Annotated in this window: 20 protein-coding genes and 1 tRNA gene; 2 read left to right on the top strand and 19 right to left on the bottom strand. The window is 55.0% G+C overall.

Going from position 1 to position 19,906, the window contains the following annotated elements; genetic code table 11:
* Positions 1 to 113: 113 nt before the first annotated feature.
* From Q1A44_RS06800 to Q1A44_RS06870, 15 genes are all read right to left on the bottom strand, one after another.
* Entirely contained in the window at positions 114 to 803 is a 690-nt protein-coding gene (locus Q1A44_RS06800) for a recombinase family protein (protein WP_299621822.1), read from the bottom strand.
* Between the two features lie 573 nt (positions 804 to 1,376).
* A complete protein-coding gene (locus tag Q1A44_RS06805; protein ID WP_299621825.1) occupies positions 1,377 to 3,347 on the bottom strand; it encodes a hypothetical protein in 1,971 nt (656 codons plus the stop codon).
* 194 nt (positions 3,348 to 3,541) lie between these two features.
* Positions 3,542 to 3,877 carry a hypothetical protein gene (locus tag Q1A44_RS06810; RefSeq protein ID WP_299621828.1) on the bottom strand — a complete coding sequence of 112 codons (336 nt, stop codon included), beginning with the start codon at positions 3,875 to 3,877 and terminating at the stop codon, positions 3,542 to 3,544.
* 252 nt (positions 3,878 to 4,129) lie between these two features.
* Positions 4,130 to 4,573 (bottom strand): hypothetical protein, encoded by a 444-nt coding sequence (locus tag Q1A44_RS06815; protein ID WP_299621831.1) that lies wholly within the window; start codon positions 4,571 to 4,573, stop codon positions 4,130 to 4,132.
* Positions 4,563 to 4,811, bottom strand: a complete 249-nt coding sequence (locus Q1A44_RS06820) for a hypothetical protein (RefSeq protein ID WP_299621834.1) — start codon at positions 4,809 to 4,811, stop codon at positions 4,563 to 4,565. Before Q1A44_RS06820 ends, Q1A44_RS06815 begins: the two co-directional genes overlap by 11 nt.
* Positions 4,812 to 4,925: 114 nt before the next feature.
* On the bottom strand, positions 4,926 to 6,533 hold the full coding sequence (locus Q1A44_RS06825; RefSeq protein ID WP_299621837.1) for a type I restriction-modification system subunit M: 1,608 nt from the start codon (positions 6,531 to 6,533) through the stop codon (positions 4,926 to 4,928).
* Positions 6,530 to 7,639 carry an AAA family ATPase gene (locus Q1A44_RS06830; RefSeq protein WP_299621841.1) on the bottom strand — a complete coding sequence of 370 codons (1,110 nt, stop codon included), beginning with the start codon at positions 7,637 to 7,639 and terminating at the stop codon, positions 6,530 to 6,532. The genes Q1A44_RS06825 and Q1A44_RS06830 overlap by 4 nt, the downstream gene beginning before the upstream one ends.
* A 2-nt stretch (positions 7,640 to 7,641) precedes the next feature.
* The gene (locus Q1A44_RS06835; protein WP_299621844.1) at positions 7,642 to 8,865 is read right to left on the bottom strand and encodes a restriction endonuclease subunit S; all 1,224 of its coding nucleotides are present in this window, start codon (positions 8,863 to 8,865) and stop codon (positions 7,642 to 7,644) included.
* A 51-nt stretch (positions 8,866 to 8,916) separates the two neighbouring features.
* Positions 8,917 to 11,919 carry a type I restriction endonuclease subunit R gene (locus tag Q1A44_RS06840; RefSeq protein WP_299621847.1) on the bottom strand — a complete coding sequence of 1,001 codons (3,003 nt, stop codon included), beginning with the start codon at positions 11,917 to 11,919 and terminating at the stop codon, positions 8,917 to 8,919.
* A gap of 228 nt (positions 11,920 to 12,147) precedes the next feature.
* Positions 12,148 to 12,222: transfer RNA gene (locus Q1A44_RS06845), tRNA-Phe, on the bottom strand.
* 103 nt (positions 12,223 to 12,325) lie between these two features.
* Complete coding sequence (gene yacG, locus Q1A44_RS06850) at positions 12,326 to 12,508, bottom strand: DNA gyrase inhibitor YacG (protein WP_299621850.1); 183 nt, start codon at positions 12,506 to 12,508, stop codon at positions 12,326 to 12,328.
* Positions 12,505 to 13,527, bottom strand: coding sequence for a ribonuclease E/G (locus tag Q1A44_RS06855; protein WP_299621854.1), 1,023 nt, complete (start codon positions 13,525 to 13,527; stop codon positions 12,505 to 12,507). The genes yacG and Q1A44_RS06855 overlap by 4 nt, the downstream gene beginning before the upstream one ends.
* On the bottom strand, positions 13,524 to 14,093 hold the full coding sequence (locus Q1A44_RS06860) for a nucleoside triphosphate pyrophosphatase (RefSeq protein WP_299621857.1): 570 nt from the start codon (positions 14,091 to 14,093) through the stop codon (positions 13,524 to 13,526). The genes Q1A44_RS06855 and Q1A44_RS06860 overlap by 4 nt, the downstream gene beginning before the upstream one ends.
* A 9-nt stretch (positions 14,094 to 14,102) precedes the next feature.
* Positions 14,103 to 14,321 (bottom strand): translation initiation factor IF-1, encoded by a 219-nt coding sequence (infA, locus tag Q1A44_RS06865; protein WP_005978431.1) that lies wholly within the window; start codon positions 14,319 to 14,321, stop codon positions 14,103 to 14,105.
* A 142-nt stretch (positions 14,322 to 14,463) separates the two neighbouring features.
* Positions 14,464 to 15,354, bottom strand: a complete 891-nt coding sequence (locus Q1A44_RS06870) for a carbon-nitrogen hydrolase family protein (RefSeq protein ID WP_299622833.1) — start codon at positions 15,352 to 15,354, stop codon at positions 14,464 to 14,466.
* 186 nt (positions 15,355 to 15,540) lie between these two features.
* Here Q1A44_RS06870 and Q1A44_RS06875 point away from each other — a divergent pair, with 186 nt between their 5' ends.
* The gene (locus tag Q1A44_RS06875; protein ID WP_299621860.1) at positions 15,541 to 16,503 is read left to right on the top strand and encodes a LysR family transcriptional regulator; all 963 of its coding nucleotides are present in this window, start codon (positions 15,541 to 15,543) and stop codon (positions 16,501 to 16,503) included.
* Positions 16,504 to 16,541: 38 nt separating this feature from the next.
* Positions 16,542 to 17,240 carry an NAD-dependent deacylase gene (locus Q1A44_RS06880; protein ID WP_299621863.1) on the top strand — a complete coding sequence of 233 codons (699 nt, stop codon included), beginning with the start codon at positions 16,542 to 16,544 and terminating at the stop codon, positions 17,238 to 17,240.
* Positions 17,241 to 17,419: 179 nt separating this feature from the next.
* On the opposite strand, the gene Q1A44_RS06885 is transcribed toward Q1A44_RS06880, so the two are convergent.
* The 4 genes from Q1A44_RS06885 to meaB all read right to left on the bottom strand — a co-directional run bounded on the left by Q1A44_RS06885 (position 17,420) and on the right by meaB (position 19,848).
* Positions 17,420 to 17,884 (bottom strand): copper chaperone PCu(A)C, encoded by a 465-nt coding sequence (locus Q1A44_RS06885; RefSeq protein ID WP_299621866.1) that lies wholly within the window; start codon positions 17,882 to 17,884, stop codon positions 17,420 to 17,422.
* Between the two features lie 46 nt (positions 17,885 to 17,930).
* On the bottom strand, positions 17,931 to 18,269 hold the full coding sequence (locus Q1A44_RS06890) for a hypothetical protein (RefSeq protein ID WP_299621870.1): 339 nt from the start codon (positions 18,267 to 18,269) through the stop codon (positions 17,931 to 17,933).
* Positions 18,270 to 18,429: 160 nt separating this feature from the next.
* The gene (gene rpmB, locus Q1A44_RS06895) at positions 18,430 to 18,720 is read right to left on the bottom strand and encodes a 50S ribosomal protein L28 (RefSeq protein ID WP_299621873.1); all 291 of its coding nucleotides are present in this window, start codon (positions 18,718 to 18,720) and stop codon (positions 18,430 to 18,432) included.
* A gap of 141 nt (positions 18,721 to 18,861) precedes the next feature.
* Positions 18,862 to 19,848, bottom strand: coding sequence for a methylmalonyl Co-A mutase-associated GTPase MeaB (meaB, locus tag Q1A44_RS06900; RefSeq protein ID WP_299621875.1), 987 nt, complete (start codon positions 19,846 to 19,848; stop codon positions 18,862 to 18,864).
* Positions 19,849 to 19,906 lie beyond the last annotated feature (58 nt).

The raw sequence follows: 19,906 nt of genomic DNA on the forward strand, positions 1-19,906 counted from the left end.
AAAGCGGATGCTAGTCCCCTAACGGGTCCCAGACGATGCTTGGCGGGTCCTGTCATTTCTCACTCACGTCTCGGGGACCGGAGTTGGACCAGACACCCAGTCTCATGAGGGATTCAATGTGCGCACTTCGGTGCGTCCAACCGTTTTCGCATGTTTGCAACCGTTCCGGGGTGCCAACGACCACCTCTGACCGTCTTAATTCCTCTGCCGTTCAGTTCTTCCGCTTGAGCGGAAAGACTGGTGATCCCGCAGTCGTGCAATTCAGCGAGAACATCAGCTAGTTCCATTGCTCGTGCGTTTGCATCAGCGCGCTGACGCGCGCACGACGCGGCGTTGCCCTTGTTGGCTCTCCTGATGGCGGCAATGCCATTGGGGTTTCCAAGACGGACGCCACGCGCTTTACAGGCAGCAAGAGCGGCTTTAGTACGCTCACTGATGGCCTTCGCTTCTTCCTGCGCCACCAGTGCTAGTATGCCTATCGTCAAAGGAGTCGCGTTTTCGTTGTCACATGCAACAAAATCGACCTTTGCCTCCTGCAAGTTCAAAAGAAAGGCCGCGTTTCTGCTAAGCCGATCCAGTTTGGCGATGACCAATCGACTGCCGGTTAGCTTGGCCTGCTTCAACGCAGCTTCAAGCCGGGGGCGGTCATTCTTCCGTCCCGACTCAACCTCCACAAATGAAGCGATGATGTCCGCCGCGTTAGCGGCTGCATATGCATCGATTGCGGACTTCTGAGCTTCCAACCCAAGGCCGCTTTGCCCCTGCTTTTCGCTACTGACTCTGATATACGAAACAATCTTCATACTGATCCCATGGCTTATAAACTGACCTAACGCTCGTTACGCCAGTTTATAAGCCATCTACGCTCTCTTACATATTGAAATTGTGAGGTTTCTTGGAAACAATTGGTTTCTCAAGGCAAACCAAAGCCAAAGGGAAAATCAACTCAACACAGTTTGATAGACTTCGCTTTCTCTGCTGCCATTCTGAACCAATCAGCAGGATTTGGCAGGAAACAAGGCTCTTAGACCGCAATCATCCGCGATGCACCTGCTAACCCATTCAGCAATTGTGATTTCGCCTAAGTGCGCATGTTGCGGGTGCAGGGTGACGGGGTGGCAGGTTTTTTAGCCACCGCGTTCCGCGAAAAATATATATTTGAGCACTCATCCCCGAAGATAAATAAATAATACTATCAAACATCCTAAAAGAACCTATCACCCTACACCCCTAAAATCCGGAAAACTGTTTAAAATCATATTTTTAAAACTGAGTGTAGGGTGGGTGCAAGCCCGAACTACTTAGCATCCTGCCACCTCGCGGAAACAAAAAAGGGCCCGCTTGGGCCCATTTTTGTGAATTGCCGCAAATCGTCGTCAGACAGTGAACAATTTGGAACGACGGCGCTTGCGTTTGGGTTCCTGCAAAGCAGTTTCATCGCTACCAACTGTTTTGGCTGATTGAACCGCTGAGGCTTCAAGTTTGTAGAGCTTGCCAGTCTTTTTTGAGGTTCCTTCAACCTCAACCAGACGGTAGCTTACACCGTCAGCCTCGCGGACGGTTCCTACATACTTCTTGATTTGCTGCGCAATCTTCTTGTCAGCAGCGACAGGGTAGAACGTTTCGCCGTCGGGACCGACTTTGTATCCGAAACCATTCATCGCGATACCCGCATCTTCAAGGACAGCACGGAATGCGAGTATATTGAGTCCGACTTCGTTGTGCGGCACCCCAGCTTTGAAGACCGTCGAATTGTCGTTTTCGTGCATGGAAATCAAAGCGTCCATAAAGTCATTTACAGGATCGTCTGTCTTAACGAGGGCAACAAGCTTCGAGCGATTTTCCATGAAGCCATTAACCCCTGCTGCGTCGAGGATACCTCCCACAATAGCAGCGTGACGTTCAAAACCACCCAAAGGTGTTCCAGTCCACTCAGGGCATCCCTTGGCAATCCAGTTCTGAACGAGGACCAAAAGGCACCAGAAGAAGTACGGTCCTTTTTGCTCAATCTCGGATTGGAGATCGTACTTGAACTGACTGGGGCTTCGTGCGCCCGGATTTTCCACACGAGGGTCTACTTCAATAAGCAACATGCGCTCTGCCAACTGAGGTGAAAGCGCTGAACGATTGCCTGTAAATGCCCAAACCGCCGTCGCTGGGGCTGATGCAATTTTGCTCGCCCCGAGGAAACGGCCCTTGTAGCTCGGGTAAGCCGTCATAGCTGCCGCAAGGGAATCGGATTCAATTTCTCCGTTGCTGCCAATATTGTCAAAAACGATATAGCTGCTTCCCTGTAGCATCGCGCTAATCAAAGTTTTCTGAACCTCTTCTTCTCGCAGTGGCAACGTCATCAAGGAAGGCGGTTGCAGAGTTGCAATGCGCTCAGCCGTCGTAGCGAGCAAAGTTGCCCCGCTACGCGGGCGGTCCTTGCGGATGAGGAAACCAGCACATGGACCCAATATCATCTCTCGCACAATTGAAGACAGCATATACGCCAACAAATGTGCGAAAGAAGGGAGTGAAGCTCCGTTCTTTAGAGCGGCTTCGAGTTCTTCTCGTGACATGCCATCAAGCGAGAAGTCCGCATTAAGGTCCAACAACGCTTCGACGCACTCCTTAACAAGCGCTTCGTCCGGCGCGCTGGGCACTTGTTCTATGTTTCCGCCTTTTGCTGGATCATAAAGAATCCCGTCCTGATATCCCTGTTGTGTCAGCACCTTACCTTTAGTAAAAGTTGGCACTGTCGTTAGACGGCGCAATGGCGGATATGAATCGCGTGGTCCTTTGAAAACGTGGTCAATCACATCGTCCGGTATCAACACTCGGCGCTGCTTTTCTTCATTGTCTACAAAAGTCGTTTTGACAAATTTGCAGTTGTTGTTGGCATGATGCTTAAAAAGTCCCTTATCAACCGTTACGATCAGGGCACGCCCGTCTTCATCGCGTTGAACAGCGACCAACTCAGCACTTCGGTGAAATAGGTACGGATTTGGTGTGTTCGTATCTGCGATACGCTTGCAGACATATTCTATCAGTAGGTCGGAATGGTCATCCACGCTCGGATAGAAGTCGCATCCGCTGAGGTCAGAGGCCTTCTGCTTGGTCAGTATTTTTGCTGTGCCCTTCCAAAGCTTGTCCAAATCTCGCTTTCCAAGCGCAGTGTTTTCAGAGAGCCCTGCAATGATTTTCTTTTGCTCTACGAGATCGACTTTCGCTTTGATTTTCCCTGTTATGAAAGCTTGAATCTCGCTTTCACTGGGGTCGGTCGGAAGGCCTGCAAGCAAGCCGTCCTGCATTGTCAGGCGCGTGACCTGATTGGAGTTTGTGTTCATTTTGTACTTCGTCATATTGCGAGGCTAGGCATGCCGTGACAACGCGCCAATGACCTCTAGGTGATTGAAAAATCAACGAAAACAGGGTATAATCCCCCCGTACTTCGTTGAAAACTAAGCAGGGTTGCACGTCCAATGTGCCGCCCTGCTATTTGTTTAACACAGGTCGGGTCAATCCGTTTAGGTAACGGGCCATGACCTATTTTTTCTTAGATTGTTTCGGCATAAACTTTGAACTGATCCGCAATGAAGCCTGTCGCGGGCTGCAACAACGGACAGTCGCCTTCGAGCTTCGAATACCAACGCCCGTCGCCAGCCTGAATGAAGCCAGCAATCTTCGCGGATACAATCGCAGCTTCGACGCCGCATCCTAGTTCGCGCTCGAATACGCCTATAGGCAATTCTGCGCCTTCTGCGCCTGTCGCAAATACAGCCTCTTGGAGCGCCTCTGCGGCCACAAGAATCTCAACAAGGACAGAGCGGTGCTTTGTGAGTGCTTCGTCCAAGAATAGAGAGTGTAGCGGGTCAATGGGGGTGTAGTTCATTTTCAATGTTCCATAGTCGTTGCTCCTTTGGTCGGGACAAGGAAAGTTTGCGGCGCAAAGATCGGGTCCCGTGCACTCTGCGCCTTGGCGCACGGGAGTTCGAAAGGCGGGGGAGGATGTGGACGACCAAAGTGCTCACATAGCCGTCCACTTGATCCAGTGGCACTTGCCCCGGAGACAAGAGCGACTGGACACTCAGCCCGCATTCCTGCCCTAGGGCCTCAGGAGTGTGGCCCGTAGGACGGAATCTTTTTAGTTCAGGCGTCGCAGGCGATCGTCCAAACGACGGTCCACTTCGTTTTCGAGGACGGCATCCCACTCTCCGCTACGGTGGAGTGCAATGCGGCGATGCGGGTCTTTCTGATCGTAGACATCTTGTTCCAATTCCGCACGCAGTTGGACGTCAGAGGCTTGGAGATTGGCCATTGCTATCGGTTCTCGCTCGCATGCCTCGCGAACAATCTCGCGCCACTCGCCCGCTGACGCGGGCTTACGTCCGCCATGCAATGCGACCATGATGTCAGGCTGCAAGACGCATGTGTGCACCACCATATCCTTAGTCATGTCAGCAAGGCGCTGCCCATATAGCTCCGCAAGCGCAATGCGCACCTTGGTTTCAATACCTGTAACGCGCTCGCGTTCGGCACTCGTCAGAGTCGTTCGGAAATTGGTTGCGCGTTCGTAATCATTGCTCATTGGCTTCGTCCTGTTTCATAGCCACATCAACCAAGGCGCATATTTCTGCATCCGTCGACTTGGCTCTTTTCTTTCGCTTTATTGCAACAATCACATCGCCAAGGTTGTAGTATCGCTTCTGCGCCCCACGGCGCCCTGACGGGCGCACCGTGAAAGGAAGGGTGCGCAACAGTGATGTTAGATAGTCGTGTTTTCTGCCTGTCACGGCAGCAATGTGTTCTCGTGTGATTGTGCTCATATGCTCGTCTCAAATCGGAGTTTTTATATCGCGAAGTATAGCAAAACCGAAACGAACCGTCGCGTTGCAACGGGCCAAATCAAGCATGTTTTTCATTTATTTTTTTGAGATTGCCTATGGAATTGCCTTAAGCCCAAGTTCTCTTAGGAAGTTGTTGTGAGCCCCCTTTGCCCTTTTTATTTTATCTTCAAGATCAACAAGTTCTTGGTGAACTGAACCTAAATCCACAGTCTTCTCCGCCTCGGAAGTGCTGACATATCGTGCTATGTTAAGGTTGAAATCTTTTTCCTCGATTTCTTCCATTGGTACACGTCGCGAGTAACGTTCTTCCTCTCTTCGATATTGATAAGTGTTGACTATCTTTTCGATGTGCTGATCAAGCAACTGGTTTTGCCGCTTCTCTTTGTCAAAATGCTCTGATGCGTTGATAAACAACACGTCGTCGAATTTTTTGCATTTTTTCAATACGAGAATGCACACGGGAATACCGGTCGAGAAAAACAGGTTCGCTGGTAGACCGATCACGGTGTCTATTCGACCGTCGGTGAGCAACTTCGTACGGATACGTTGCTCTGAACCTCCGCGAAATAAGACGCCATGCGGCAGGATGATTGCCATGCTCCCTTCTTGTTTCAGGTAGTGGAAACCATGCAGCAGGAATGCGAAGTCGGCGGCGGATTTCGGAGCCAGCCCGTAGTTCTTGAAGCGAGGGTCTTCTCCCAGAGACTCCGAAGGGTCCCAGCGGTAGCTAAACGGCGGGTTCGCAACAACAGCGTCAAAACGCGGCATCTTCGCCGGGTTTGCCTCCCGCAGCATGTCCCAGTCATTCGTCAACGTATCGCCGTGGAAGATTTCGAATTCAGTGTCTTTCACCCCATGCAGAAGCATGTTCATTCGAGCTAGGTTGTAGGTCGTGATGTTCCGTTCCTGCCCGTAAATCTTGCCGATGCCTTGAGGTCCCAGCTTGTTCCGGACGTTGAGCAAAAGAGAACCGGACCCGCACGCGAAATCGAATACGCTCTCGATGTGTTCCTTTTTGCCCAATGTCGGGTCTTGGCTGTCCAGCGCGACTATCGAGGAAAGAACGCTCGAAATATGCTGAGGCGTGTAGAACTCGCCTGCTTTCTTTCCCGAACCGGCAGCGAACTGTCCAATCAGGTACTCATAGGCATCGCCGAGGGTGTCCCGGTTGGTCGAGAATCCCGCCAACCCCTTCGCGATCTCCTGAATGATCTTGCAGAGCTTATCATTGCGCTCAACGTAGTTCTTCCCCAGCTTTTCAGAGTCGAGGTTGATCTCGGAAAACAGACCGTTGAACGTGCTGGCGAAAGACTCGTTCTCGATGTACTCGAATCCTTTCTTAAGCACGCTCAGCAGATCATCGCTTTGCGTACGCGCCATTTCGGCAATGCTGCTCCACAGGTGTTCTGGCTTGATCACATAGTGGGTTTTGCGGCGCATCTGCGCTTCAAATTCGCCCATGTCATCAGTGTTCTGCTCGTACCAGACCGTCAGTGGCGCGCGCCGGTCATTCTTGCCAAGCTCTGGGTAGTCGCGGCCCAGTTCCCTCTGTGCGGACGCCTCGTAGTTGTCGGACAGGTAGCGCAGGAAGAGGAACGAAAGCATGTAATCGCGGAAATCGTCAGCGTTCATCGCGCCCCGCAGTTGGTTTGCGATGTTCCATAGGGTATCGCCCAATTTCTTTTGGTCGTGTTCGGTCATGATGCTTCTGCCTCTTCGGCGACTTCCGGAAATAGCTCCGGGTTGAACGGGTAGCGTTCCAAGAACTGGGTCAGGATCGTTTTGAAGTATTCCTTGTTCTCGTCCAGCATAACTTGTGGCTCATAGAGCGAGTAGTTTCCGTGGCTCAGGATGTTGATGATCCGGGCGTGCAGGATACCTTCCGGATCATCATCCTGTTGCTTGATGCACGCCGAGAACTTGTTGAACCCGTGGAAGCTCGCCGACTTCTCCAAGATCGTTCTCAGCATGTTGAAATGATAGGTGTAGAGTTCATCGCGCTCAGCCGCCTGATATAGGTCGGACAACATCGCCACATGATGGAAAAACGGGGTTTCGCCGGTTGGGCGAAGGACATAGCTGGGCGGATTCTTCCGTTTGCTCAGAAACAGCTTAACCGCCCGTCCCAACTCGTTGCACATGACGTTGAAGAACAGCGTGTGGTGCGAAGAGATTACCGTTTTTAGCTGGTTGTCAGGTTGCTTGAGCAACTGCGCCAAGTGGTTGGCGACGGCGATGGCGTTATGTTCGTCGAGCGACGAAATCGGATCATCAATGTAGACGTACTTGACCCAGTTGTAGGCTTCAAGGTCGGCGTCCATGGCGACCTGCACAACGGCCAAGAAGAAACACCAGATGAATGTGTTTTCCTCACCTCGCGAAACTTTGATGTTGTCGATTGTTTCGGTGCCATCTTCGGTCGCGACCTCGCGGGAGAAGCGTACAGTCCGGTTTTCATAGTCAATCGCAAAGTCGAAGTCCGCGTATCGCTGTAACAGCGGCCTAACGCGGTTTTCCATTTCAAGGTCCACAAGGCCAACAAGAAAGCTGGAATCGCGGTTCATTTTCAGGACGCGCTCGTTGTCGCCGTCGAGATCGTTGTCCCATGTGAAAAGATCTTCGGTGAACGCGTTAAAATATAGCGTATCCCGGTCGTCGCCTTCCTTGCCAATGTCCTTAAAGGCCATCGACAAGCGGGTCTTGCCAGTGCCATTGTAGGCATAGATCAGGAGGTACTTCTTGTTTGCAAGTTGGCTGCGCAGTTCTGCTGCCAAGGCCAATAGATTATCAAAAACTGCCTCGGTCATTGCTACACGCCCTGATACTCAGGGAAAAGCCGATGCAACAGACCGTTTTTGTGGACCCTCAGTTGTGTGACGTACTTAGTCTGCCAAGCAATCAAATCGTCGATTGTAGAAAGGCAATCTGTGATCCTCTCCTGTTCACTAAGTTCAGGGCACGCCACGGGAATTTGCTCGATTGTAGACTTATTGACTGACGGAACCGCGCCTCCTGAATATTCAGAGAGGTTCAACAGTTGGGAAACGTAATACACAAACAAGTCGGTAGCTTGGCCTTCAATGCACTTTAGTCCCCCCACATTATTGTCGATCACGCACGGAATCGTAGTCATCACCCGGCGATTGAGCCTGATGGCCTCACCGATTCTGGCAAATATGGTTGATCCGACTGGAACAAGCTGCGCTCGAAGTTCTTTGAGATCTGGGTGATCGATGTAGTTTGCGGCCCGAGAAATGTTATGCTCACCTGCGATTAGGGAATTAGAAATATCGCTAACTTTATAGAACGGGAACTGCCCCTCTTTCTTCCCTTGATACTTTTTGGGGAACCCATATCCGGAAACAAAATGTGCAAAATCACGAATTTCCTTCTTGCTCCACGGGCCACTGTCCACAAATTCGGAAAACCGTAAATTGGGCACCAAGTCTCCGTTGGTTGGAAACAGGTTTTGCATCAGGCCAGTTTTTTGCTCTTTGAGTGCATCGAGTTTCATTTCTTCCGAATTGATCAACTCATCTACTGACGACAAACACTCAGCGATTTTTTCCTGTTCTCCGAAGGAGGGTGGCAAAGGCACACGAAGGGAAGAGAACTGCTTGTAGCTGACCATCTTGCCATCTCTGATGCCCTCAATTTCTCTACTCAACTCTTGAATGAACCGTTCTGTCTTGAGGATGTGCTTGAAATAAAGGTGAATCCCTTTTTGCCTTAGTCTCAAAATAACATAGGCGGGGCTACAAAGACCCAAGTACCGAGAAAACTCGATGCCTCCTTGAAACGAACGAAGACTGATTATGAAGTCTCCGGGCTCAACTACTTTGTAATTTCCAATACTCTTTTCAGAAACCGAGACGTGGTAGTCAATCTGATCGCGCGGCACGGCTCCATGTTCTTGAGTAATAGCTAGAATCGGAAGATCGGAATTGTGATCTTTGTTGTTTATCTGTTCAAAAAGGGTGCCGCCTGTCATAAAGGACCAAGGGCCGTCTTCCACAAACTCGGAAAACCGCATACTCGGCACCATTTTTTCCGAAGTCTCCTGCGTCACTTGCGTAGTATCCCCCTATTGCTCGTATGCACCAAGTCCGGAGATTTGTCTCCCATGGGCAAGTTTGTGAAGTTGCGGGATCAAGTCTTCCATTAGGGCAAGCTCTTTCTGGGTCCGCGCTTTCCAACCGAGTTCGAGCGGAGCCAAGAGATCGCTCAACTTCTCCCCATCAAAGATCATGCGTCGCAGAATGCCGTTGACGAATTCTTGAAGCAATGCGACCTCAACGCCGTGCTTCTCGGCAATGGCAGAAAGAGCCTCTGCGCTCTTCTCTTCCTTGAAACGTTCGAATCCGTCTCGGATGGCCTTTTCGCTCAGCCCCTCACCTTCGGTCAGCGTGTCGATATAGGCGGCAATATCTTCGCGATCATCCATGAACTTCGCGTCCGACTGGATCAGACCGACAATCTGAGCACGCGACATCTTCTGTTTGCCCGGCTTTTGCTGCGAGTAGTCGGCGATCAACCCCATGATGTAGTCGTAGTCGATCACCGCAGACGCAAAGAGTACGAACTCGAAATCGAGTTGCTGCACATCTTCCGGGGCTTTGTCCGGGCCGCTGTCTTGTTGCGATTTCAGGCGCTGGGCGGTATCCAGATACATCCCCCGGAACCCTAACAACTGTTCCTTCGGCATCGTTCTTTCGATACTGGCCTTATCGCCGGGCGTCAGATCGGTGTACTGGTCCAGTTGCGTGTTTAGGCGCTGTACCTCTTTGAAGAGGTTGATGAACTGGCTGCGGGCCGCGTCGCCTTTGAGGTTGGTCACGTCTTCCGGCGCGCAAGTGAGCCCCTGCGACTGCATGAAGGTATCGAGTTCTTTGACAGCAGATCCCAGCTTGTCGATGACCACTGGCGCGGAATCTGCCAGCCAGATTTCCTTCGGCGGCTTGGTGGACTCGCCGGAGAAGAGCGCAATCGCTTCATTCACCGACTGCTGTTGCTGGCGGAAATCAAGGATGTTGCCATAAGGCTTCGTGTCGTTGAGCACCCGGTTGGTGCGTGAGAACGCTTGGATCAGCCCGTGGTGTCTGAGGTTCTTGTCGACGTAGAGCGTGTTCAGGTACTTGGAATCGAAACCAGTCAGCAACATGTCGACCACGATTACAACGTCGACCTTCTGGTCATGGGGAAGGTCGTGGTTGGGGTACTGGTGGTCCTTAATCCGCTTCTGGACATTCTGATAGTAGAGGTCGAATTCCCCAATGCTATGGTTTGTACCGAAGCTCTTGTTGTAGTCCGCGATGATCTCTTTCAATGCAGTTTTCTTCTTGTCAGGCGCTACGGCGTTATCCGCCTTTTCCTGAGGCAGGTCTTCTTGAAGTTGCTTCACATCCTTGCTGCCATCAGCAGGCGGCGAGAACACGCACGCGATGTTCAGCGGAACAAACTCTGGGTCTGACGCCGCGATTTCGGCCTGAACTTTCCGGAGTAAGCCATGATACTCTATGGCGTCGTTGATCGACGCGGTTGCGAGAACAGAATTGAAGCGACGACCCGCTGTAACAGCGTCGTGCTTCTCTAAGATCGTCTCGACGACTTTGCGCTTCTGAACACTGACACCGGCAGTGGAAGGTGATTTCCCCTCTGGCTTGTAGTAGTCGACATGAAAGCGCAGCACGTTCCTGTCTTCGATGGCATGCGTGATCGTGTAGGCGTGCAGTTCCTGTTGGAAGATGTCTTCCGTAGTGACATACGACGCGGCTTGTCCCTCGACTTGCTGATAAGAGGCGTTCTCTTCGAAAATGGGCGTGCCAGTGAACCCGAATAGTTGAGCATTCGGAAAGAACTCGCGGATCGCCTTATGGTTTTCGCCGAACTGCGAGCGGTGACACTCGTCGAAAATGAAAACGACGCGCTTATTGCGAAGAGGTTCCAGCCGCTCTTTGTAGTTATTCTTGTTGGAGCCATCCAACGCGAGGCCGAGTTTCTGGATTGTCGTAACGATCACCTTGTCGGCGTAGTCGTCAGATAACAGACGGCGAACAAGGGATTCGGTATTGGTGTTTTCCTCGACGCAGCCCTCTTGGAACCGGTTAAATTCTTCGCGAGTCTGGCGGTCGAGGTCCTTGCGGTCAACGACGAAAAGGCACTTCTCGATGTCCGGATTGTCTTTGAGAAGTGTGGAAGCTTTGAATGAAGTCAGGGTCTTCCCGCTGCCCGTCGTGTGCCAGATATATCCATTTCCACAATTCTGGTGTATGCAGTCGACGATAGCCTTAACTGCATAAATTTGGTAAGGGCGCATCATCAGCATTTTCTGCTCGCTCGCGACCAAGACCATATATCGGCTAATCATTTGAGCGAGATTACATTTTGCCAAGAATGTTTCGGCAAAGCTGTCTAAGTGCGTGATTTTCTTGTTGTCATCGCTGGCGAATTGATAAAGCGGGAGAAATCGCTCATCAGCATTAAAACTGAAGTGGCGATTATTGTTGTTTGCGAAATACCACGTATCGCTTCGATTGCTGACCACGAAAAGTTGCAGGAAACACAGCAGCGTCTTTCCATAGCCATTGCCAATGTCGTTTTTGTAATCGACGATTTGTTGCATTGCCCTTCGGGGACTTATCGTCAGAGTTTTCAGTTCGATTTGAACGACGGGCACGCCGTTAATCAGCAGGATCGCATCATAGCGATGATGGCTGTAGTCAGTGCTGATGCGAAGCTGATTGATGACTTCAAAGTTGTTTTTGCACCAATCCTTGGTGTTGATCAAAGTATAGTCGAGCGGCGTCCCGTCATCGCGCTCGAAAGTGTTTCGCTCTCGCAGGACACGCGCCGCCGCGTAAACATCAGACGTAACGATTTGATCGAGAAGCCTAGCAAACTCGCTATCGGTCAGTCGGACGCGGTTTAGTTCTTCAAACTGCTGGCGAAAATTCGCTTCCAGCGAAAGGCGATCCCGGATGTCGGGGCGAAAACGATATTTCAGCGCTTCCAATTTCGCGATAAAGTCGCGCTCGATCTTATTCTCTAACACCACAGTTTGCCCGTTCGAATGCTCAAAGCAGGGCATACCCTGCCATTTTCTTTCTTTGTATCAACTGCCTTGCAACATTGCATGTGAAAACCACTGACAGCCAAACTGCTTTTGAACTCCATTACCGCTCTATGATTTCAAGCAATCCAGTAACCGCAGTTTTCGGGTTCTGGGCTATTGTCGCGCAGTGAGCGGCCATCGAAGTCGATTCGCCCCCTCAATTGCCCCCTCCGAGGTCAAAAAACGCTTTAAAATCAGTTATAATGGTGCCCGGGGGCGGAATCGAACCACCGACACGAGGATTTTCAATCCACTGCTCTACCCCTGAGCTACCCGGGCACGGGTGAACGTCTTGCGTTCAGGTGAGCGGGTTCTAGGGCCTCCATGCTAGGGTGTCCAGAGGCTTTTTGCCTGTTTCGCCTTAGCGCCACGCATTCCAGCCTCAGTGCGGTTTGCGCAACGCTTCCGCAGCAAGATCCGCTGCCTCGGCCTCGTCTTCCTCCGCTTCAGACGGCACGGCATAGCTGCCGCTCATCCAACGCGCCAGATCCACATCCGCGCAGCGGCGTGAGCAGAAGGGTCGATATTTTTGCACCGTTTCATCGCTACAAATCGGACACGTCATCCCAGAACCTCCGTCAGGGGCAGGCGCGCGCGCTTGCGCTGTAACTCGTAGTGGCCCAGGGGTGTCCAGCCCGCCATGACAGTGTCCACGTCATCGCGGCGTAGAGCGGCGCGTAAGGCGGCCTCGAAAGTACGCCGCTCCTTTTTCGGCATCGGGGCCAAGTCGATGGTGATCTGCCCTCCAAGTCCGCGGACCCGCAAGGCAATCGGCAATGCCCGCGCGCAGGCAAGGTTCGCCTTGAGGCCGGCCGCAAAGGAGCCATCAGCACCAGTATTCACATCGACGGCAATCAGGGCCCGCGTCGCCTCGACAAACAGCGACGCGCCCTCGCCCAAAGTCACATGTGCACCACGCGCGGCATCGAGACTATCGAGCGCACCGTGGCTTTCGAAACAGCCTGCTTCTGTGACCACGTCCGCAGGGTCCACCCAATCACGCCAAGCCAGGACATGCGGGCCATCGCCCTCCACCAGCAACTCGGGGCTCGCAACCATGTCAGCCGTCACATCCTCGGCTAGTCGCCGCATGGCTGCAATGTCATCTGCAACCTCGTCGGGCTCTGCCCCGGCGCAGGCCGAACGGAGGATGAGACCCATCGTCGACCCTTCCATCCCTTCGTGCGCCAATTCAAGCAGGCTGTCGCGCAGATCGTCATCACGAATGCTGCGCGACAGGTTCAGGCCAGGCGCATCAGGGGTCACGATAGCATAACGGCTCTTGAACAGGATTTTGTGCGTGACCGGGATCGCTTTGCCGGGCTCGGCATATCCGGTCACCTGCACATGCAGCGTCTCGCCCTGACCGATCCCCTTGACGCCGCGCAGATAGGCAGAGCCGTCCGGGGTTTTGAGAAATACACCCCCCTGCCCTTTTACAGGTCGGTCCGTTACCGCGCGGTAGATCGTGCCGGGACGCGGCGCGTCGCCGTCGATCAGAAAATCGTGCAAGATGCCATCCACCATGAGAGCCGCAGCCTCGCGACCCCCGATATGGTCCAGTAGTATTTGACGTCCCTTCATGCCCACACCTTTATGCCTGCGGCCTGCAACAGGCCTGCGGTCTCAGCAAGGGGCAAGCCGACAATGCCAGTGAACGATCCACTGATCCAGGGGATCAGGGCGCCAGCAGGCCCTTGAATTCCATAGCCGCCCGCCTTGCCCTGCCAATCACCCGTGGCGAGATATCCAGCGATCTCTGCCTCAGACAGCGCCTTCATGCGAACAGCGCTGACGACGGATGTTTCCCACGTCTGCGTCCCCTTACGCACGGCCACCGCCGTGATGACACGGTGGCGACGGCCCGACATCAGACGTAGAAACGCCGCGGCCTCTGCTGCATTGGCGGGCTTGCCCAAAATTCGGCGGCCCAAAGCCACAGTCGTATCGGCACACAACACCACATCACCCGCATCCGCCACAATAGCGGCAGCCTTTTCGCGGGCCATCCGGGCACAATAGGGGCGGGGCAACTCGCCCTTTGCAGGGTCTTCATTGATATCGGGGGCGCGCACAGTATCAGGCACAACGCCCAATTGCCCGAGCAGCTCAAGCCGCCTCGGGCTGCCTGATCCCAGGACAAAAGCCATGCGGATCGGTTATTTAAAGCGGTAGTTGATGCGGCCCTTGGTCAGGTCATAGGGGGTCATTTCAACCTGTACCTTGTCGCCTGCCAGAACGCGGATGCGGTTCTTGCGCATTTTTCCTGCCGTGTGTGCGATGATCTCATGGCCATTTTCAAGCTCGACCCGAAACGTCGCATTGGGCAGGAGTTCCTTTACGACACCGGGAAATTCGAGCGTATCTTCCTTGGCCATGGTCTCTCCTTGACAACACCGTCCGCCTCAGACGCGGACGCGCCACTAAATGCGCCTCTTGTGCCATAATTTCAAGGGGTAAAGAGCGGGCGGGGCCGTTGCGTCGCAAATCTGCGGCGCGCGGCAGCATGAAGCGATTGCTTCAACCCAGCGGCATCATCGGGGCGGCGGCATCGCGACCGCTTTGCGCCCGCCAATCGCGGCGGTTCAACACGCCCCCATCCCGGCGCACATCTGCAACGGCGCTCAGATCAACATCGGCATAGACCCAGCCGGGTTTGTTAATTTCACCCATGGCAAAGACACCCGTATCGGGAAAGCCCCGGTCTGGCGGGCCAAAGACACCACCCGCCCCAACACAGGTTTCCAGTGCAGGCGACCACATTGCATCACCCACCACCGAAGCCATCACAGTGATGCATTGATTTTCCAACGCACGGGCCTGTGCTCCGATGCGCACGCGGGAATAGCCCGTCATCGCCTCGGTCACGGAAGGCACAAGGATGATGTCCGCCTCGGCCAGCGCGCGTCCCAGTAGCGGAAATTCCGCATCATAACAGATCAGTATTCCGATCTTGCCCAGCGCTGTATTAAAGAGTTGTAGCGGCCCACCGGGTACAACATCCCATTCTTCCGCCTCGAACCGGGTCATGATCTGTTTGTCTTGAACGCCAACGCCCCCACCTGGCGAGAACAGGCGCGCGCGATTGACGGGGCGCGCGACACCGGGGGGCAAATCGTACGCGGCGGGGGCAGAGGCCGCCAAGATGTGCACGCCATGAGCCGTCGCCAAATCCGCATGGAGGCGATCCACCCGCGGTAACAAGCCCGACACAGCATGAAGCGACGCCTCAAGATCGGCGGCAACTTTCGGCCCGGCAAGCGTTGCAAGCTCCATCGCGCCATATTCGGGAAAGACCAACAGATCGGCACCGGCCTCGGCCCCACGACCGACCCACTCGGTTATTTTGGCCGCATAAGTGTCCCAGTCGTCCAGGACATCTACGGGGTAGGATGCCGTGGCGATCCTCACGGTATTTTCTTGTGTCATTTGCACAGAGTGCCTTGAATCACGGCTGGCAATCAAGTGACGCAACCCAATACGTCGACAGCGTTCAGTTTCCATTTTGTCAAATATCGAGTGCAACTAAACACAATTTTCATTGACCCAGGTCTCTTTCAGTTTCACAAAAGGTGAAATGGATGGAAGGTATGCGAGATGTTGAGCAAAGGTGTCACATTGCGGGGCCTTGAAGTGTTTGAGGCATTGGCCGCAACGGGATCGGTGGCGCAAGCGGCCACGGTCACGGGGCTCAGCCAGCCCGCCGTCAGCCAACAACTGCGCAACCTCGAAAACGCGCTGGCCACTGACCTGATCGACCACGGCAAGCGGCCCATGCGCTTGACCCCTGCGGGTCACTCTTTTTTGACCCGTGCAGAGGCGGCACTATCGCAATTGCGCTTGGCACAATCAGAGCTGACAGTGATGGATTTGGCGCATCTGTCGGCCCTCAGCATTGGCGTAATCGATGACTTTGAAAACGATCTGACACCGCGCCTTGTGACCATTCTCGCCGACAGTCTGACGCGGTGCAAATTTGCCCTTGCCACTGCGCCTAGCCACGAAATCCTTCAGTCCATCGCCGATAAGCGCCTGCATATCGCAATTTCGGCCAGCGACGGCACCATGCGAGACGGCGTGCTGGAATACCCGCTGGCGCGCGATCCGTTCATTCTGGTGGCACCCAAGGGCGCAGTGCGCGGCGAAGACCTATTGGCCACGCTGCGCGACCTACCGTTTCTGCGCTATGAGCGGGAGCAATTGATTTCGCGTCAGATTGAAGCGCATCTCGCCCGCCAAAAAATGGACCTGCCCGACCGTTTTGAAATCGGCAGCCACCTTGCCTTGATGGCCATGGTCGCCCGCCGGATCGGTTGGACGGTCACAACGCCACTGGGCTACATGCGTGCAGGCCGTTTTCACGACCAGGTTGAGGCGCACCCCCTTCCCTTCAAGCCTTTTTCCCGGACCATCTCGCTTTATGCCAGTGCGGACTGGGCTGGCAATGTACCAACGGATGTGGCGCGCACGATGCGCCACCTGATGCAAACTCACATGATCGAGCCTGCGCTTGCGCAATTGCCATGGCTGGCCGGTGAATTGCGGTTGCTCGACAGCTAGGGTCGGTTGAAAAGGGCACGGATAACATAGGCGGCGGCATGACACATCCAAACATCGTGATCCTCACAGGGGCTGGGATTTCTGCGGAAAGCGGGCTTGGCACATTTCGCGACGAAGGTGGCTTGTGGGCGCAGCACCGGATCGAGGATGTCGCAACGCCCGAAGGGTTTGCCCGCAATCCGCAATTGGTTGTCGATTTCTACAATGCCAGACGCGCTCAGGCGGCCGAGGCGACGCCAAATCCCGCCCATCTGGCCCTTGCGCGGCTGCAGGCGGAACATAGCGGCCAAGTGCTGCTGGTGACGCAAAACGTGGACAGCCTTCACGAAAAGGCCGGCAGCACCAACGCCGTGCACATGCATGGCGCGCTCGCCTCGGCGCTATGCGCCGCCTGCGAGGTCCGGTGGGAGGCCCCGCTGACGATGCATGTGGGTGAGGCTTGCCCAAGCTGTTCCCGTCCCACGGCCCGGCCGGATATCGTTTGGTTCGGGGAAATCCCCTATCACATGGACCGGATCGAACGCGCTTTGATGGAGGCCGACATCTTTGCCGCCATCGGCACCTCTGGCAACGTCTATCCCGCTGCGGGCTTTGTCCAAATGGCCGCCCATGTCGGGGCGAAGACGGTCGAGATGAACCTGGATCCATCCGCGACCGTCAACCTGTTTGAAGAAGTCCGGCCCGGCAAAGCCTCGGAAACCGTACCGCAATGGGTCGACAGTCTGCTATCTGACTGACCGGAGTTGACGGACCACAGGGCTGCCATGCGGGGATGCCGCATTTGGTGCGCGACCAAAGAAACCGCGCACCATTGGTCCCTTCGACCGTCGCACTCGGCAATTTTTTGGACGGGGAAGCAGGGCAGACCAGTTTCACAATCCCCGTAAGGTGGAGGTGTCTTCCGCCACCGCCCGGTTCAGTGCGAGTGCGCGCCCGCTTTGGGCTTACGCGCATTGTCCACGGGGATCGTGACCACCATCTCGCCGGCAGTTTCGAAGACCAGCGTGACTTCGATCTCTGCGTTTTGTTCCAGCGGGCCAGTCAACCCCATCAACATGATATGGTCGCCCCCGCGCTTCATGTGATGCGTGCTCCCTGCGGGCAATGCGACGCCGCCTTCGATCTCTGTCATCTGCATGACACCGTCGCCGGTCTCGATATGCGTGTGCAACTCAACGCGTTTGGCGGCGTCCGAGCGTGCCGCAATCAGCCGGTCATCCTGACCGCTTTCATTGGTGATCATCATGAATGCAGCCCCTGCCTTGGCCGACGGGCTGGCCGCGCGCGCATAGGGATCCATGATTTTGATACTGTCAGCCCAGGCCGGGACAACGAGAATGGACGCGGCGCAAGCGGCTGCGAAAAGTGAACGATAGGACATCTTGGTCCTCCTTGATCTGATCTGTAGGGTTGGCGTTTGGATCAGTTCATGCAGGCGGCGCGCGCGCGGGCGGCACAATCAAAGGCGGCATCACAGCCAGCAGGTCATCATGCAAGCCAGAGGCCTCGGTGCGCACCCGCAGTGTCAACGGCGTCGCCTTGACTGTCGGAACATCGACAGCAAGCAAATGTACCACGCAATCCGGGCACAGGTGCGGCGCTTGTGTTGGCTGCCCATCAGCGTCCATGTGGATCACGGTCGCGCCAAAGCCGGTGCAGATCACGATCTGGTCGACGGCCGTAGACGCACCGCGTGCCATGCCGGCGCTATGGCTGGTTACGGCCAGCACGAGGCTAAGCAAAAGAGCTGAAAGCATCCGCATCATGCCCAAACAGCTATCGACAATACCGGCCAGCTGCAACTGCGGCGAAATGCTTCAGGGCAGCAGTCGGACAAGACCAGATCACCCATCCTATGTCCCAAAATGAAACAACCCCGCCTGTGCATCACAAGCGGGGTCAAAACTTTGGATCGCAATAAAACGCTTAGGCGGTGGCCGCTTGCGCCTTTGCAATTTCTTTCTTCACTTTCTGGGCGTTGACCGACAGCTCAGTGTCCTTTGCCTTGGCCAGGTAAGCGTCAAGCCCACCGCGGTGATCGACAGAGCGCAGCGCCGACGCGGAAATGCGGAACTTGATCCCGCGCCCCAGCGTTTCGGACTGCAGTGTCACGTCGTTCAGGTTCGGCAGAAACCGGCGACGGGTTCTGTTTTTGGCGTGGCTGACATTGTTGCCAACCATGGGGCCTTTACCGGTCAGTTCGCATACACGCGACATGGGTTATCCTCTTCATCTGCGTGCCGCGTCTCGCCGGTGGTCCGGCGCTCAAGCGGCAGAGCACGCCCGAAAGGTCGCGCTGTCGAAATTCGTTTGCGGGCTTTAGGGGGAATCGGGGGCCGGGTCAACCCGCAATGGGGCTCATTCGCCGCCCTTTGCGCCTGCCAGGTGATCCAGCATTCGGGCCGCCGCGTCACTTGGGTCAAGCGTGCCTTGTGCAACCGCCGCCCCAAGCTCTGCCATCTCCGCGCGCGCGCCTGCTTCATCCAGTTGCGCCAAGAGGGCAGCGCGGACATCCTGTTCGAACCAATACCGCGCCTGATCGGCGCGCGTACCGTCGAAAAAGCCTGCATCGCGGCGCCAGCCTGCAAGTTCTTGCATGTCGGCCCAGGCAGCCTCGATCCCATCTTCTTGAAGGGCCGAAACCATCATCGCCTTAGGAAAGCCTTCGGGATCTTGTGGCCGTTTGCGCAAAAGCCGCAAGGCGCCAGCGTAATCTGCGCAGGTGCGTGTAGCCGCGGGTTTCAAGTCACCGTCGGCCTTGTTGATCAGGATCATATCCGCCATCTCCATGATCCCGCGCTTAACCCCTTGCAGCTCGTCCCCGCCCGCCGGGGCCAGCAGCAACAAAAACAGGTCCGCCATCTGCGCCACGACAGTTTCCGATTGCCCCACGCCCACTGTCTCGATCAGCACCACGTCAAAGCCTGCGCCCTCGCACAAGGCTACCGCCTCTCGGGTGCGACGGGCCACGCCACCCAGGTGCGTTTGGCTGGGTGAGGGTCGGATAAAGGCATTTGGTTCGCGGCTCAGCATCTCCATCCTCGTCTTATCGCCCAGGATCGACCCGCCCGAACGGGCCGAACTGGGATCAACAGCCAGAACCGCAACCCGCAGGCCCGCGCGCACCAGCATCATGCCAAACGCTTCGATAAATGTGGATTTTCCCACCCCCGGCGTCCCCGACAACCCGATCCTCAGAGCTTGCCTGCCGCGCGGCAATGCAGCCAACACCGCTGTCGCCTGCGTCCGCTGATCTGCCCGCGTACTCTCGACCAGCGTGATCCCACGCGCCAGTGCCCGCCGTTCTCCCGCTGCGATGCGCGCTGCAAGGTCTGAGATGTCCATGGGGCCGCCCCTTGTTGTCGGGATCGTTTTTGGGAAAGCCGGACGGGAATGTCCAGTG

Origin of the sequence: uncultured Tateyamaria sp. (genome assembly GCF_947503705.1) — a bacterium.
GTDB lineage: Bacteria > Pseudomonadota > Alphaproteobacteria > Rhodobacterales > Rhodobacteraceae > Tateyamaria.